Here is a 15,969-nt window from a genome sequence, read left to right as displayed (position 1 = left end):
TATGGGGATGTAGCTCAGCTGGCTAGAGTGCTTGACTGGCAGTCAAGAGGTCGTGGGTTCGAGTCCCATCTTCTCCACTAATTATTAAAGAGTTATAAAAAGTGTTTTATAACTCTTTTTATTTACATGCAATTTGCACTGAAAATTATCTATTTTAAGAAAAATTTCTATATCCCTAGATTTTCTTTTTTCGTCCCGCTTTTACTGAGTTTCGGCACTTTTTTTAGATTAATTTATACCAATAATTACCTTTGATTTAAATACATTTGAGTTTAAAAAACACGTATTTAATCATATAGTCCAGAGAATTGCCAGTAAGAAGGTTCTTTTAACATAATAACTTTCGATTCATTACCATTCTTTAATTTCAGTAAATTAATCTCTTAATACAAAATTTATGAAGAACTTAAAAGATTTTCAATTTTTCAAAATTCCATACCATCAGTTAAAAACAATTAATGCCGGTGATGGGGATATTTGCGATTATGTAAACAGGTGTATGCAAACAGCACAGAGAGACGGAAACCCATGGTTGATGCCTGTGTGTGAAGAAACTTTGGATCCTGAACACAACTGTCGTAATAGAGAATAAAATTAGGGTAAACAATTTCAAAATTAAAGTCATGAATAATTTAAAAAATCTTCAACAATTTAAAATCTCTAAAACAGAATTAAAATTTATTAATGGAGGAGTCGATGTCGTTGAGTATTGTAGAACACTTGATATGATCGTGAGACACAATGACTTAAGTGATTCTGCTCTTATTGCCGCCAGACTTTCAGCAGCTAAGCACTGCAGTGGTATTCTTTAATAATTGATTATCTTAAAATGCACCTATAGTTGTTTGTTTTTTTCTTAATCTTAACTCAAATAGTCGACAAATCAAAAGAAGCATCATAATCAAATTATGATGCTTCTTTACAATCTAATACAATATATTTAAAGCCAGCCTATCCGATGGTGTTAGCTCTCCATCCACAGTAGCTGAAAAAGAAGGTTGCATAATAGAAGGCTCTGTTACTGCAATGGGTGTACCTGGTATCCAGATCCCAGAACCTGGATGTGTTAATCCTACAGCATGTCCTATCTCGTGGCCAATCACATGTTCGTTTACATTGGTACTAAAAGCATCGGTACCCGAATTAATTCTTAACCACTTATAAGGTCTACCATTGGATGATGGAAACCCTGCTTGCCCTCCAGCTGTACTATTGTTTACTTTATAAACCACGATATCTGCAGCCGCAACATCGGTTCCATAAGAAAGTATAAAATTAAGAGTATTGGGCAGCGCATTATAATTATTAACTGCCCACGATAGTGCCGTCTGCATTTTTGAAGTTAGCGCAAAACCACTGCCAGTATATCCCAATATTCTAATATTTCTAAATGGAGGTGCCACAATGTAAGGGGCTCTGAATTGTTTATTTTGATATTGTACAGGTTCTTTTACATTATATTTTTCCAAATCTGCAACAGAAATAGTAATATCTCCAGAAACCAAGTGTTTCTCGAAAGAACCGTCTATCATTGGAATTTCTTCGATTGACACATCTTTGATATCAATATTCAAAGCAGATAATTTATCGATTTGTTCTTGGGTAGGTTCAATTTTTTGTTGCTGCGGAATTTCTTTATTGATTTCCCCTTTATTGCAAGAAGAAGCCAAAGCTATTGCGATAATGCAAAAAACTACAAGTTTTAGTTTTTCCATTTTATATACGTTTTAAGAATAATGTATTTGTTGTTTTGAAATTTATGTGATGGTTTTGCTTTTTTTTAAGAAAGGATCCCCGAAGCAAGCTATGGGGATCCTTTCTTTTTTCTAACCATTTTCTAATACAGAATGTTTAGTGCATTCTTATCTGAATCTGTCAACTCTCCATCTTCATTCGCTCCAAAACAAGCTAGCATGATCGAATCTTCTGTTGATAAAAATGGCGTTCCAAAAACCCAAATAGCCCCTACACCGGCATCGCCTTCGTTAACGTTTTGACCACAACTTTGACGGTTGTACCAGTCTTGGTGTCTAAATCCTATACAATGTCCTATTTCGTGTCCAATCACGTGCTCATTTACGTTGGTAGACAAAGCATCTGTCCCCGAATTAATTCGTACCCATTTATATGGTCTACCATTATTGTATGGAAATCCAGCAGATCCACCAGCATTGCCATTGACTTTATATACTACAATATCTGCAGCTGCGGTATTGGTACCATATGTAAGTGTAAAATTAAGAGTATTTGGTAGCACATTGTAATTGAAAACTGCCCAGGATAGTGCCGTTTGCATCTTTGGTGTAAGTGCAAAGCTGCCTCCTGTATATCCCAAAATTCTGATATTTCGATACTGTGGCGCAACAATGTTTGTTGTGCGAAATTGTTTATCCCCATTTTCTAATGTTTCTAAATCTGCAAATTTTTCTAAATCTGCTACCGGAATTGTAATATCACCTGAAACTAAATGTTTCTCGAAAGAACCATCGACCATAGGTATTTTTTCAATCTTAACATCATCGGTATTTATTCCCATATTAGACAACTTGATTAGTTGTGCTTTGGTTGGTTGAGCAGCTACCTCTTCCTGCGGTGTCTCACTGGCACCCTCATCCTTCTGGCAGGACATAACTAATCCTGCGATCACTGCGCAAAGCGCAAATACTTTGAGTTTTTTCATTTTGTTTTTGGTTTTTAAGAATAAGAATTTTTGCGTGTCGAAACCTACAATCTATTTATGTGATCATTCTCATTTGAAACAAATCCTATTCTTCATTTTTTGTTTCTTCCATTATAGACGGTTATATCTTAATGATGCTATAAACTATTGTGGGATTCTAATCCCTAGAGTGGAGTATCAAACCAATGAAATAATTTGCTCTATTGATTTGATTCAAAGGTATTTAATATCAATTTCTTAAAAAATACTTAAAGCCTCTTAAAAATATTAAAAACAACACAAATACATGAATATCAAGTATTTAGAAAAAAATCTCCGTTTAATACCTCTTTAAAAAAGGGTTAATTAACTCACTATCTTCTGGGTAAACATCCTATATCCAAAAAGGGTTTACCATGTATGTTCTTTGGCGACAAAGCCACAACTCAAAACAGCACTCTATGTTATTTGTTTTCAATTACTTAAAAAAAACATAGATTTAATAAAGGAATTTTTAATACTTAGTTGTTTTATTAATACAAAGTCATTAAATACAACTTGTTTATGCATATAGTTAAAAAAATGTTGAAAGATAAAATGTTACTTGGAGGGGTTTTTATTATATCCTATTGCTTGTTTCTAACATATTTTATGATTAGCCAGTATATAACGCTTAATTCTTTTAGTTAAAAAATTAAATTCACCCTTATTATAGTACATTTTGTTTAAAAAACCTCTTTTGTAAGGCGTTGTTGCAACTGAGGTTTTTTTTCAAAAAAATTAGAGTGTCCCTTACAAATAAGAAGTCCTGCTCCCCAACAGGACTTTTTTGTTATAAAAAAACAACCCCCAGCTAACTACTTCTGGGGGTCTAAATTGAAACTTAATTGTATTTAACACAAACTCAACTTATACTAATTATGATAGTTTCAATTGTATTGTTTATTTGGCTGGTTTAATGCTGCGAATATAACTTCTATCTATTAAATATTCTATGAGAATATTGATGATAATCCACATTTAACGATGTCATAATATCCTCGTAAAAACATTGTATTTAACGTATTGAAAATCAATTTTTGCTATAATTCCTATTGCCTTTAACATGCTTTTATTATCATATTCTCAATGGTTTTTACATGAAATTCACAATATGAATATTATTTTATTGTAAAATCATCAAAATTTATACCAAGTCACTATAAATTTTTATAAAATATGAATAAAAAAACCCTCAGAATAAATCTGAGGGTAACTACACATTGAAACTCATTATATGTATTTAATACACAAAACTCAACTTAAATATTCAAAAATGAAGTTTCAACAAAAACTTGTTTATCGTTTATTCTACCGATATGTTAAATGTCCAATCGATATCTGGAGATCCTCCTGCATTAGTAATATCTCCATCAGATACTCCAGCAGCATCCTTGCTTAGTTCATGTCTTAATACAATTCTTAATTGCCCATTACCTGTATCATTAGAAGTAGTTAATGTAAAATCGATTCCTACAGGGTTTTCAGATGTAAAGGCAACTCCTTCTGAATTCACATAATCAGACTCCATATCATCATATGCAATTGTTATTCCTAAGTCTTCAGTTAAATAGAAGAATTGATGCTCATCTGCCTCTGCTTCTATCTCTTCATTTACAATTTCTGTAGGGTCCTCAGTCGTATTTAATAATAATATCGTTCCTTCATACGTTGTATTTGCTTTAAAAACCCCTGTAACAGTAGGAACAGGATCTATAGGTCCATTTTCTCCATCTGCATCAAAAAAGTTAAGTACTACTGGATCTGTTCCATCAGTTAATGTAACGGTCATTGTTGTAATTACCTCTTCTTCGGTACCTGGATCAGGATTATCATCATCATCAGAGCAAGAAGTCAATACAAGAGCGCCTAAAAAAAACACGGCTAAAAATTTACGTAAGTTCATCATTGTTAAAAATTTAATAGTTAATTGATATTCGTAATAAAAAGTTTCTACCCAATTCGTCGGCAAAATATCGCAAACGATTTAGATAATTTCTATAGTTTGTATTTAATATATTGTTTATAGTGAGTCCCACATTTAGATCTGTTTTCTGCCCCAATTCAAACTCCATATCCGTATCAAAGTTTAACAAATGATACGCATCTGGCGGAGTGTTAATCTCTAGTTCGACATCTTCTTGAGCATCTGGAGAAAATACAATTATATTAGGAGGGAATTCGTTTTGTCTAAAGGTATACTGGCTTTCCAAGGAAGCTTGCAAATTAAACCAATCCTTTTTTGTAAAAGTAATTTTATTAGTAAAATTGGGTGCAGGCATATTGATCAAAGGGATATCATTATCCGTTTCTTTTCCTTTTACCAATGAAAAGTTATGATCTGTTTGCCAATGTTTTGACCAGTTTACATACATTTTTGCATCAACCCCCAAAAGTTGGGCATCAGTTTGTCTATATTCCCAAACTGGGAAAGCGCCTCGAATAGTGAGATTGGTACCCGTGGGTTCAAGTAAAATATAGTCATTAACAAAGTTGGCATATGGAGCTATCTCCCATCCCCACTTTTCGTTATTTTTTTGAAGGGATACCGATAATTTATGTGAAGTTTCCTGATCTATTCTTAAATCTCCTAATTCTATTCTGGCAGCAGAATGATGTAGACCATCACTAAATAATTCGGCTGGATTGGGAGCTCTTTGAGCTAAAGCATAATTAGCTCGAAGTTGGTAATCTTCTTTAAACGAATATTGTATCCCAACAGTTGATGAGATGTTATGATAATCAAACACCGGATTCGCTAATAGTTGAGAGTTTCTTACTTCTCTGTCTATCACAATATCTGAAAAATCAGTTTCATACCCCCGTTCATCCCACCGACTATCCTGATAGAACTTCTTTGCATCGATCCTATTAAAGTCATATCGTATACCAGCATCCATAATCAAGGATTCATTAATATCAAATTCTCCTGTGAGAAAAGCACCAATATCGTACTTATCATAATCTGGGATCAAACGTCTAACGCCAGTTTCTGCAATATCAGCAACATTTTCCTGATATCTTAAAAGAATTCCTCCTTTTAAACTATAATTAGGCTTAGCATCGAATTCAAAGTCTGAGGTTAACGTATGAGTGGTAAGTTCCAGGTCTATACTTGGTCTTCTACTCAGTTCGTCAGTTCTTCTAATATCAAACTCGAATCGCTGATTCTGTTGAAAATCATATTGAGTCGTCCATTTACCTAACTCTTCGAACCTTTTATAATATGTTACTTTACCAAGATGGTGCGTAACTTCCTGTCTTGGATTAGAAATGTCATAAGTAAAATCCCTAATAATATCTGGTTGGCCGCTATTAATAGATCGAATTAGATCATCAACATTTCCGATATGTGAAGAGGCGAGTATCCCAATTTCTGTATCATAAAATGAATAAAAAGCATCGAAACCATATTCAAATTTGTTAACTCCAAATGCAATTGATGCACCTTTTTCAAAAACACCGGTATTAGAAAGCACATAATCAGGTGCTTCAAAATCTCCAAATCTTTTAAGAGCTCCTTGTGCTTTTAAGAACCACCCATTTTCGTATCCCTTTACTATTTCTGAAGATATAGAACCCCCACGACCATTTGTGGCTCCAGTTATTATGGTTTTTCCAAATAATGTATCTTTAGCAGGTACACGTTTAGGCTTCATAATGATGATCCCTCCAATGGCATCACCTCCATATTGCAGGGCCGAAGCTCCTTTTACTACGGTGACGCTTCCGGCGGTGTTAATATCTATATTAGGGGCGTGCTCATCACCCCATTCCATATCTTGCATTCTCACATTGTTGTTCATAATAAGAACCCTACTGCCGCTTAAACCTTGAATAATTGGTTTTACAATAGTAGTGCCCGTGTTTAATGAAGATACTCCTGGGATCTCTCTTAAGGCATCTCCCAGAGAAGCACTGCTATATTTCTCTATTATATCTGTATTAATAGTCTGTTCCTGAGAAGAAGATGTCTCTCGTCTATTTTTCCCCGCTACTTTTACCTCTTGAAGCTCGTTTAAATGATGTTCTAGATAAAAATCTTTTGTTGCGACTTTAGACATATCTATGGTAAACACCTGAGCATTACAATTTACATGAGATACCGTAAATGCATAGGACACAGCACACAAGCCATTAATTGTATATGTACCATTACTATCTGTCACTATGGTTTTATTATTAAAAGTTATCGTTGCGCCTTTTAGAGGTACCCCATCATGAAAATCAATTACCTGTCCGGTAAGTGTTTTATCGCAATCTTGTGCTGATAAAATGGATACACCCAAAAGAAACACGCAAGCTAAAGTGAATCTTTTCATTCGAATAAAAAATAAATATTAACTAGATTAGTTGCAATAACATGCTAGTAAAAGGTCAATCTGGAAAATTAATTAAAAGGTTAGGCCGTAGGTGGAGCCTTGTTAAGAAAAGAGTAATTGATAGAAGAATCAAAATACTTTTGTTCGTAGTTAGATCGAACAACATCGGCAGGAATTGTAATAATACAAGGAGTTTCAACAATTTCTATACCTATATATCCATCACTATGGTTTTCTGAAGCTAGTTGACATATATTACAATCATCAACATCATTAGCATCATGATCCAAAACATGGAGATCAGCTAATTGCATAAAGCTGAACAGCACCAGGAGTATGGATGCTATAATATGTCGATTTGACTTCATGGTAACAAATAAACAAAAAAAATGAATAAAAATTGTAGGACAGCCTCTTGTTTCTTGTTAAAGTAGTGCAAAATCGATCGATTTTACTGTGATTTCCTTAAGATATGCTGGCATTTCATTGTGAGACCAAGGGTGTTTTGCTCCAAAAACATGATCGGCACCTTCTATCAAAAATAGCTCGCTATTGGGATTCCAGGAGTGGATATTTTGACCTTCTTCTAAACTTACCGTTGGATCATGTGTGCCGTGAATAATAAGGTGTGGAATTTTTATCTTTTTTGCCGCTTTTTTAATCGTAAGTCGTTCTTCATTATCTATAAAGGAAGTATAAAAACCTAGGTAGTGTGGCATTTGTTGTTTTGTCCTTCCGTTCTCGATATAGTACACTCCTTTTTTATTCCATAATTCAAAAGCTTTTCCCTTTGGAAAACGTTCTTTGTAATCTGATACTCCGGCCCAAGAGATCAATTTAGATATTCTTGGATCTTCTGCTGCCTTGATTGTTACAATTCCCCCACCTCTTGAATGACCAATAAGAGATATTTCGGCAGTATCTGCCATGCCTTTATACCCAAAGTCAGTACCAGAAACCCAATCTATGATGGTTTCCAAATCATCCAGTTCCTTGATATAAGTATTATTTCCAAAGGCTTCAAGGTCGGGGAAATCTATAGGTTGTTCTACCGTTCCTCCGTTATGAGAAAAATTAAACTTCACAAATAAAAAACCAGCATTTGCAAATGCATCTGCAACCAAATCCCACGCACCCCAATCCTTAAATCCTTTATACCCATGACAGAAAATCACTATAGGTTTTTTTTCTTGACTTTTTATATAGAAAACATCGGCCAAAATAGGTTTTTGGTGCTTTCCTTCTAACTTGATATTTTTTTTACGGGTAATCATGGCTATACTTCTTTTTCTATAAAAGGAATCTTACTATCAAAAATCTCCACAATCAAATTTTTTAATTGCGTCAAATACTCATCAAAAACTTCACTAGTGATATCATGGTTTGGTTTACTTCTTACGCTTTCTTTGGTGCCAAACCTTAAAAACCCTTCCTGCAGGTTTTTAAATGAAATTATTCCAGCTTCAAATGCTTGTGCAATTATGTTTTCGTTGTAGTACATATACCCGTAAGCCAATATCTGAATTGCCTTACTATATTTGTAATCCAGAGTAACTTCTTCCCAATCCATTAAAACAACATCGCTTTTGTTTACTTTCCCCGTTTTATAATCTATAACACGTGTTTTCCCATCCAATTCATCTATACGATCCACTTTTCCTTTGATATAGATTGGAAAATCCAGTTCTGGAATCTTTATTTGAGTCTTCAGGTTACTCTCTATAGCAACAATCTTGAGTTGAGTCCCTTGATTCAATAGTCTTTCTTCAGAGGTGAGAAAATTATGGATGTAGCGTTTGGCTACTTCATAAATCAATAAGTTTTTTCCTTGAGTAATATCAAGTTGAGCGTACTCATTATAAAACTGTTTACAAAGTTCGCTATCTATCTCACCTTTCATTTCTTTGATATTCTCTATGGTAAGAAATGTATGTTCCAAAGGTTTATAAAATGTCTCTAGTGTATTATGAATTACGGTTCCCAATGTATTCGCCGCGATTGTCTCTTCTACCTCGTCGGTTTCTCTAATTCCCAAAATATATTTATAGTAGAAATCGATTGGATTCCTGATGTATGTAGTAAGTGCCGAAGGAGACAGGCCATGCCCGGCAAGCGCCTTTAACTTATCAAGGATCTCTTTATTCTTTTCGACTCGAATAAGTTCATGGGTGAGTTTGGGTACTTCTGAAGAAACGGTATATTTTGAAATTTTATGATTTGGCCTTTTATCAATATCCAGCTGAAGTAAAAATCTACTTTTTTCTCCTCCACCAACCCCTTCATCTTCGGTATTATACATCAAATATACTTTCTTGGCACGTTGGATTAAGCGATAAAAGTGATATGTATATATTGCATCTTTTTCTTTGTATGTTGGCAAATTGTACGCCCGTTTTAAATCATAAGGAATAAAAGAATTTGTGCTTTTCCCTGCAGGTAAGACTCCTTCATTTACAGAGCTAATAATTACCGTTTCAAAATCGAGACACCTAGATTCTAGCATTCCCATAAGCTGTAATCCCGCAAAAGGTTCACCAGAAAAATCTAAGGACTCTGTAGTTAACATATCTTTATAAAGAGTATGTAAAGCTCTTATAGATGTAAGATATTGATAATTGCTATGTAAGGTCGTTAGTTTATTAAATACTACATGAAAATGATATACATACTCTAATTCCATGGCGCTACCTTCTTTTCCTATGTTCCTTTTTAGTAATTGTATTATTTCTCTACAATTATTTAGGGTCGTGGTTACATTTTCCCATGGATCAAACAATAATCGTACGATTTCTTTTTTATCATCGCCAACTAATTCTTGCAGTTTGTCCTGTGTTATATACACTAGATTTTCTTTAGAAATCGTTGTGATTAAATGTCTCGAAGTAATACCCATTAATCTGTAAGAGACGAAATTACTTAATATTTCAAGAACCGATTTGAAGTAAAATCCTTTTGAAGTATTATTCTCATGAAGGTTAAATAACTGTTCGAAGAAACCTGATATTGGTACTTCTTTCAGGGGTAAGCCCATTGTGATATTTACAGATTTTATCGTATTGGGTAATGAAGTAAGGGTTGGTTGAAGTAAGTTTTCATCGGCTAGTACCAAGGCAGTTTTTTCCATTTCGGATTCTGAAATGCCTGCAAGTATCTTACCAATAGATTTTGCCTGACCTACATTTTTTGGCACCCCGACTAATTTGATATCTTTTTGTAAGGAAAAGTTGTTATTAATCCATTTAAACGGGTTTTGCTTATAATAGTCCCATTGGTTTTTATAATTGCGCAAAAATAGAGAGGCCTCATGATAGGGGTTTTCCAAAAAAAATTGATCACTATCCCAATACGCCTCTGCCATTCCTTCCTTTAATAAAGTTTGAAAAATGCGCTGTTCGGCATTATTTAATGCATTAAACCCTACTAAGATATGTTGTCGGCTTTCAACTTTAATATATCCCTGTATATCGTCGGAGGCCTTGCGATACAACAACCCTTGATATCCTATTTTTTTGGCTAATAATCGTTCTTTAAAGTTATTATAATACTCTGGAAGGCTTTCCCAAAATCTAATATACTCTTGTATTAATTCTGTTTTTTCCTTTTGTAAATACCAATGATTTATGTCCTGTATATTTGAGAGATAAGCAAAAAAACTATTATGATCAATACAGTATCGGTCGATCTCATTAAAATCATATATTAGAGTTTGAGCCCAATTACTGAAGGTTTCGAAGTTTTCTTTTCTGAGATGAGAATTTGTGTTTAAATAGGTTTCATAAAACTCAAATAACGCCTGTATGTTATCTATTTGTTGTAATCCCGATATTTGGGTTATAAATTCTTCAATACTAAAAATTTCGGGAACAAAGATGGTTTCATTCTTATAAAGGTCAAGAAGTTCTTTTTTAAGAAACAAACCAGCTCTTTTACTAGGAACCAGGAATACAAGATCACTGATTGTATCTTGTGTGTTCTGTACTTCGAGCAATACTTCTTTTAGAAAACTTTTCAAATACTACTGTTTTAAAATCATCATTCAATTTTCTAAAAATAAAAAACGTCCCGATAATATCGGGACGTTTTCATATTTATTATTTGTTAAGAGATTCTTCTTATTTCTTTAAGTTGATCTCTACACGTCTGTTTTTAGCTCTACCCGCTCTAGTTTTATTAGTAGCGATTGGTCTGTCTTCTCCGTATCCAACAGCAGATAATCTGAACTGATCAACTCCGTTTTCTACTAAGAAAGTTTTAACTGCATTTGCTCTAGCATCAGATAATTTCTGGTTAGATGCAGCTCTACCTTGACTATCCGTATGACCTTCAATTGTAAACTTGGCAGTTGGGTACTCTTTTAAGATAGCGATAATGTCGTTAAGTACTTTTGTAGACTGTTCTTTGATAGTTGACTTACCAGAGTCGAACAATACTTGAGCAGCGTACTCATTAAGAGTTTTCTGTACTTCTTCAGTTACTTCTGGACATCCGTTGTTTGCAACAGTACCAGCAACATCAGGACAGTTATCATCTTTATCTAATACTCCGTCACCATCTTTATCTTGGTAAGGACATCCGTTATTTTCAGCAGGACCAGCTTCATTAGGACAACCATCTTTACCGTCAGCGATTCCATCACCGTCAGCATCAGGACATCCGTTAAGCTCAGCTAGACCAGCTTCAGTAGGACACTCATCTTTAGGATCAGCTACACCGTCACCGTCTGTATCAGGACATCCATTGAACTCTGCAGTACCAGCAGTATCAGGACAGTCATCTTTAGCATCAGTGATTCCATCACCATCTGTATCAGGACATCCATTGAATTCCTCTAAACCAGGAACGTCTGGACACTCATCATCTTTATCATATACACCATCACCGTCTGTATCTTTACCTCCAAAAGCGAAAGTAAGACCAGCAGAGTGTTGGAAATGCGTTGGAGGATAGTTACTTACTTCATAATCCTCGAATACATGCTTGTAAGTAGACTGTACGTTAAGTGCTAAGTTTTCAGTAAACCAGAAGTTAATTCCTATAGAACCATTTAGAGTTCCTGCACCTATTTCGTCAACCCAAGTATATCCACCACCTACACCTAAGTAAGGGTCCAACCAACTTGTTTTTAAAGCGTTTTTAAAGCTATAGCTAACTCTACCATCTGCAGCATAATAAGACAAATCGTCTGCACTAACATCTGTTCCATCAGGAAGTTCTCCTGCCTTGTCAATTTTGTTAACCGACCCAGAAACTGTGAAGGTAAAACCATCTCCTATATATCTTCCAACAGATATTTTGGAAACAGAAGGAAGAATGTTCCAGTGGTCTGTAGCATTAAAATATTCGTCGAAAATTTCACCTTGAGTTAAAAGGTCTCCCCCAGTAGGAAAGATGTCAACGGCATTAACGCCTATAGAAACCGCCCAAGGATTGTTTTCATCTTGTGCATTCGCAGTACTAACCCCTAGTACCAGTAACGAAGCAACTAAAAATCTGCTAAGATGTTTCATATTCAATAATTTAATTTTTAAGTGTTAATTAGAGCAAATGTAATATGTTAAACATAACTGTCAAAGATAAATCTAATAAATTTTTCTTAATAGGCCAGTAAATATCGCTGTTTTCAAGGGTCTTAAAGTTTTTTCTTACAGTATTTTAGTCCTTAAAAAAACGAGAATTTTAACCTTTTCAGATAAAATTAATTGTGTTTATCTTAAAAATTATGGTACAATTATAAGATAAAAATACCTTTTATCCTTAAATTTCTTTTAGTAATTATGAAAATGATATCTAATTTATACGTATTTTAAGGTGATATCTTCATTAAAATAAACGAGAATTTTGTATTTAACGTCATGACCTAAATTTTTTAACACATCACCATATTTTTGTATTTGCACAGCATGTGATTGCATATAAACACCAGTCTTATAATCTATTATGGTCGTTTCTTGATGTTTGTTAACCACTATTCTATCTGGACGAAAAAAACGCCCTTCAGAGATAATATCTTTTTCATTAAAGACTATATTTTCATTTGAAAAATATTTCGATAATTCTGGGTGATTTACCAAAGAATTCATTTCATTAAGAAGAGTTTTTCTTTCTGTACCCGCTATTTCTCCTTTTATATAAGCCTCTTCAATCACCGTTTGTACATCATCCTGAGTATAGATTGAAGCCATCAAATCATGTATAAGATTTCCTTTTTCGATTGCATCCTTTTGAGCTGTATCCCATAGTTTACCAGAGTTTGTTACAATATGAACTTTAAGCACTTTTGAAGAATCATCAAAATGAGAAAGTTTTATGGTCTTTACCGACTTCTTGGTTTCCAATACCATAACAGGAGGTTTGCGAGGATTCCCGAAGGAATACTCCTGTACATCATCATTCCATCTCGCAATATCCTTGAGATATGTAATAAGTTTTCCTGAGAATTTGTTAGGATTGCTTACTCCTTTACTTGTCAAATCTAACTTAGAAATTACATATAATTGCTCTTTCGCCCTAGTAAGCGCTACATACTGTAAATTGAGGGCGTCAAGTTCTAACTGAGCATTTCTATCAGCAACAATTTTTTGGCCTATAGATCCATAATCTTCAATACTTCTATTATAATCTATAAAAACTTCTTCAAAACCCAGATATTCTTCCTTATCGACAGTAAACCAGGTTTTGGGTTCTATCTCTCTGTAGATATCTTCATTGGCATATGGATAAATAACACATGGAAACTCTAACCCTTTTGATTTATGTATTGTCATAATCTGTACAGCATCTTTAATCTTTGGAGCCACGATGCTGAGCTTATCTTTTTTGTCGTTCCAATACGAAAGAAAACCTATCATTCCCTCAGTATGTTTTTGAGAATATGTAAAAATGATATCTAAAAAGAACTGAACATATGCCGGTGCCGTTTTTGCTAGCTTAAAGCAACTAATTACATACTCTATAGCATCATAAAAGGGCCGTAGTGCCAATTGATCAAAACTAAAATCAATCCCCAACGTCTTTAAACCGACTATAAAATCTGTCCTGTCGTTGGCAATCATCCTTTGTAAGAAAGAGTGCTTCTCATTCACTGCAATATTATTTGAAAGAAAGTGCAATACCTTAATTTTTGCAAGAAGATTATCTGGTTGCACAAACCAAGTAATTAAATCTACAATAAACCCTACTTCTGGTGAGTTTTTGAGCAATAATGTTTCTGAAGAAATTATCGAAACACCTTTATCTGTAAGATAATCTGCAATAGTTACTCCTTCTTTCTGTTTACGCACAATAATGCAAATGTCTTTTGACTGATACCCCTTTTCCCTAAGTTCGAGTATGATATCATATACTTTTTGTGGGTAAATCTCATGTTCTTCGACTATATTTTTTGCCTTTATAAAGGAAATATTTACATAGCCCTCTTTTTTAGAATTTACTTCCTGTTTGTTTCCAAGTAAATAAAGTTCTTTATGTTTTTCATCACTAAAATCCTTAGATAAAAATGTGAAAAAGCTATTATTAAACTTTACAACCTCTTCATGACTTCGATAATTTCTTGGTAGGTTAAAAACCTGTTTCTGCTTAACCGAAAATGGGTTCTGATCTAACGATAATTCTATAAACTGTTCTGGCTTGCCTCCTCTCCATCTATAAATAGCTTGCTTTGCATCACCAACGATGGTAATTTTCCCTCTTTTTCCAGTTAGGGTCTCTGTGGCAACCGCATTGTCAACAAGCGGAATCAAATTGTTCCATTGCAACTCTGATGTATCTTGAAATTCATCAATAAAATAATCTCTATAACGTTCTCCAAGCCGTTCATAAATAAAAGGGGCTGGTTGATCCTGTATACTTTTGCTTATTATCGAATTAAACTCTGAAATGAGGAGAATCCTTTTTTCTTTTTTAATTTTTAGTAGTTCTTGATTAATAACATTTAAGACCGACAAAGGAGTAAGGTTTTTGATACAGTTTTTCAAAAACCGTATTTGAGTTACTTGTTTTTTGGTAGTTAAAAAAGCTTCTTCGATGGTGGGTCTGATGTGATCAATCTGTTCTTTTTTATGCTCATCCAATTTTGCATTGTAAAAAGAAGCATTATGTATGTCCTGCTTCCAGGCGGCTTTAAAATCTACTGTGTCTCCTTGCGCTAATTTTTTAAAATGACCAGGAACCGATCCTCTAGTAAAATCATTATGTTCTATTCCTTTGTTTGCAATTAGCTCAAGAACCCCTTGGGCTCGAGAAACAACTTCTTTTTGAAACGCATCTATCCTTTGTATTAATTTCTTTTTAAGCTCATCAAAATCCTTGATTTCCTTATTTGAAATACGATCAAGATGCTTTCTATCATTTTCACTAAATAAAAGTTTAGCAACTTTATTGAGTTCTATAGTAATGTCCCAACTTTTATCTTCTTCTAATTTGCTTATGGCAAAATCAACAATTAACTTGGTGAGTTTGGAGTCCAATCCTATTTTGGCTACCACGGCATCTACGGCTTCCTCAATAAGCCCCTCAGTATCCATTTCGATCTCAAAATTCATCGGGATACCTAGATCATGAGCAAAAGTTCTAATTACCCTATGAGTAAATGTATCAATCGTTACAATGTCAAATGCTGCATAATTATGAAGAATACTTTTTAATATTCTATCGGCTTTATGTTTAAGTTTTTCTTCAGGGATTTTTGTTTCGTTTACCAGGTCATTTAATGTTTCTTGATAGTCTTGAGGGGTGTCAGAACTGCTAATCGCCACCAGGTTTTCTACGACTCTGTTTTTCATTTCGGTCACTGCCATATTGGTAAAGGTAATCGCAAGGATATTTTTATAACTATCTTTAAACTCACCGGTTAATAAAGTAATCAAATATTGTTTTACCAATGTATAGGTTTTTCCGGCTCCGGCAGCAGCGTTATAAACAGTAAAGGCAGTGTTGGCGTTCAATTCTTTT

At 34.1% G+C, this 15,969-nt stretch carries 11 protein-coding genes and 1 tRNA gene; 3 read left to right on the top strand and 9 right to left on the bottom strand.

Annotation, left to right across the window (positions count from 1 at the left end):
• Positions 1 to 3: 3 nt before the first annotated feature.
• From U6A24_RS20595 to U6A24_RS20585, 3 genes are all read left to right on the top strand, one after another.
• Positions 4 to 77, top strand: a tRNA-Ala gene (locus U6A24_RS20595).
• A gap of 320 nt (positions 78 to 397) precedes the next feature.
• Positions 398 to 592 (top strand): hypothetical protein, encoded by a 195-nt coding sequence (locus U6A24_RS20590; RefSeq protein ID WP_324181904.1) that lies wholly within the window; start codon positions 398 to 400, stop codon positions 590 to 592.
• Between the two features lie 31 nt (positions 593 to 623).
• The gene (locus tag U6A24_RS20585) at positions 624 to 812 is read left to right on the top strand and encodes a hypothetical protein (RefSeq protein ID WP_324181903.1); all 189 of its coding nucleotides are present in this window, start codon (positions 624 to 626) and stop codon (positions 810 to 812) included.
• 114 nt (positions 813 to 926) lie between these two features.
• Here the strand turns inward: U6A24_RS20585 and U6A24_RS20580 are convergent, their stop codons facing one another.
• The 9 genes from U6A24_RS20580 to U6A24_RS20540 all read right to left on the bottom strand — a co-directional run bounded on the left by U6A24_RS20580 (position 927) and on the right by U6A24_RS20540 (position 15,962).
• On the bottom strand, positions 927 to 1,715 hold the full coding sequence (locus U6A24_RS20580) for a M57 family metalloprotease (RefSeq protein WP_324181902.1): 789 nt from the start codon (positions 1,713 to 1,715) through the stop codon (positions 927 to 929).
• Between the two features lie 122 nt (positions 1,716 to 1,837).
• Positions 1,838 to 2,680 (bottom strand): M57 family metalloprotease, encoded by an 843-nt coding sequence (locus tag U6A24_RS20575; RefSeq protein ID WP_324181901.1) that lies wholly within the window; start codon positions 2,678 to 2,680, stop codon positions 1,838 to 1,840.
• 1,324 nt (positions 2,681 to 4,004) lie between these two features.
• Entirely contained in the window at positions 4,005 to 4,607 is a 603-nt protein-coding gene (locus U6A24_RS20570; protein ID WP_324181900.1) for a type 1 periplasmic binding fold superfamily protein, read from the bottom strand.
• A 10-nt stretch (positions 4,608 to 4,617) separates the two neighbouring features.
• Positions 4,618 to 7,020, bottom strand: a complete 2,403-nt coding sequence (locus U6A24_RS20565) for a TonB-dependent receptor (RefSeq protein WP_324181899.1) — start codon at positions 7,018 to 7,020, stop codon at positions 4,618 to 4,620.
• An 80-nt stretch (positions 7,021 to 7,100) separates the two neighbouring features.
• Positions 7,101 to 7,388, bottom strand: coding sequence for a hypothetical protein (locus tag U6A24_RS20560; RefSeq protein WP_324181898.1), 288 nt, complete (start codon positions 7,386 to 7,388; stop codon positions 7,101 to 7,103).
• Positions 7,389 to 7,445: 57 nt separating this feature from the next.
• Positions 7,446 to 8,294 carry an alpha/beta hydrolase family protein gene (locus U6A24_RS20555; protein WP_324181897.1) on the bottom strand — a complete coding sequence of 283 codons (849 nt, stop codon included), beginning with the start codon at positions 8,292 to 8,294 and terminating at the stop codon, positions 7,446 to 7,448.
• 2 nt (positions 8,295 to 8,296) lie between these two features.
• Positions 8,297 to 11,032 carry a PD-(D/E)XK nuclease family protein gene (locus U6A24_RS20550; protein WP_324181896.1) on the bottom strand — a complete coding sequence of 912 codons (2,736 nt, stop codon included), beginning with the start codon at positions 11,030 to 11,032 and terminating at the stop codon, positions 8,297 to 8,299.
• Between the two features lie 100 nt (positions 11,033 to 11,132).
• Positions 11,133 to 12,527 (bottom strand): OmpA family protein, encoded by a 1,395-nt coding sequence (locus tag U6A24_RS20545; RefSeq protein ID WP_324181895.1) that lies wholly within the window; start codon positions 12,525 to 12,527, stop codon positions 11,133 to 11,135.
• Between the two features lie 285 nt (positions 12,528 to 12,812).
• Positions 12,813 to 15,962, bottom strand: a complete 3,150-nt coding sequence (locus tag U6A24_RS20540) for a UvrD-helicase domain-containing protein (RefSeq protein WP_324181894.1) — start codon at positions 15,960 to 15,962, stop codon at positions 12,813 to 12,815.
• Positions 15,963 to 15,969 lie beyond the last annotated feature (7 nt).

The organism is Aquimarina gracilis, from assembly GCF_035285365.1.
In the GTDB taxonomy this organism is placed as follows: Bacteria; Bacteroidota; Bacteroidia; order Flavobacteriales; family Flavobacteriaceae; genus Aquimarina; species Aquimarina gracilis.
The sequence above is the reverse complement of the archived record's forward strand: the minus strand, read 5'-3'. Positions and strand labels throughout refer to the sequence as shown.

What these genes read in the sequence shown, in the direction of transcription:
- U6A24_RS20590 (WP_324181904.1), top strand. Translation starts at nt 398, where the DNA reads ATGAAGAACTTAAAAGATTTTCAATTTTTCAAAATTCCATACCATCAG.
- U6A24_RS20585 (WP_324181903.1), top strand. Translation starts at nt 624, where the DNA reads ATGAATAATTTAAAAAATCTTCAACAATTTAAAATCTCTAAAACAGAA.
- U6A24_RS20580 (WP_324181902.1), bottom strand. Translation starts at nt 1,715, where the DNA reads ATGGAAAAACTAAAACTTGTAGTTTTTTGCATTATCGCAATAGCTTTG.
- U6A24_RS20575 (WP_324181901.1), bottom strand. Translation starts at nt 2,680, where the DNA reads ATGAAAAAACTCAAAGTATTTGCGCTTTGCGCAGTGATCGCAGGATTA.
- U6A24_RS20570 (WP_324181900.1), bottom strand. Translation starts at nt 4,607, where the DNA reads ATGATGAACTTACGTAAATTTTTAGCCGTGTTTTTTTTAGGCGCTCTT.
- U6A24_RS20565 (WP_324181899.1), bottom strand. Translation starts at nt 7,020, where the DNA reads ATGAAAAGATTCACTTTAGCTTGCGTGTTTCTTTTGGGTGTATCCATT.
- U6A24_RS20560 (WP_324181898.1), bottom strand. Translation starts at nt 7,388, where the DNA reads ATGAAGTCAAATCGACATATTATAGCATCCATACTCCTGGTGCTGTTC.
- U6A24_RS20555 (WP_324181897.1), bottom strand. Translation starts at nt 8,294, where the DNA reads ATGATTACCCGTAAAAAAAATATCAAGTTAGAAGGAAAGCACCAAAAA.
- U6A24_RS20545 (WP_324181895.1), bottom strand. Translation starts at nt 12,527, where the DNA reads ATGAAACATCTTAGCAGATTTTTAGTTGCTTCGTTACTGGTACTAGGG.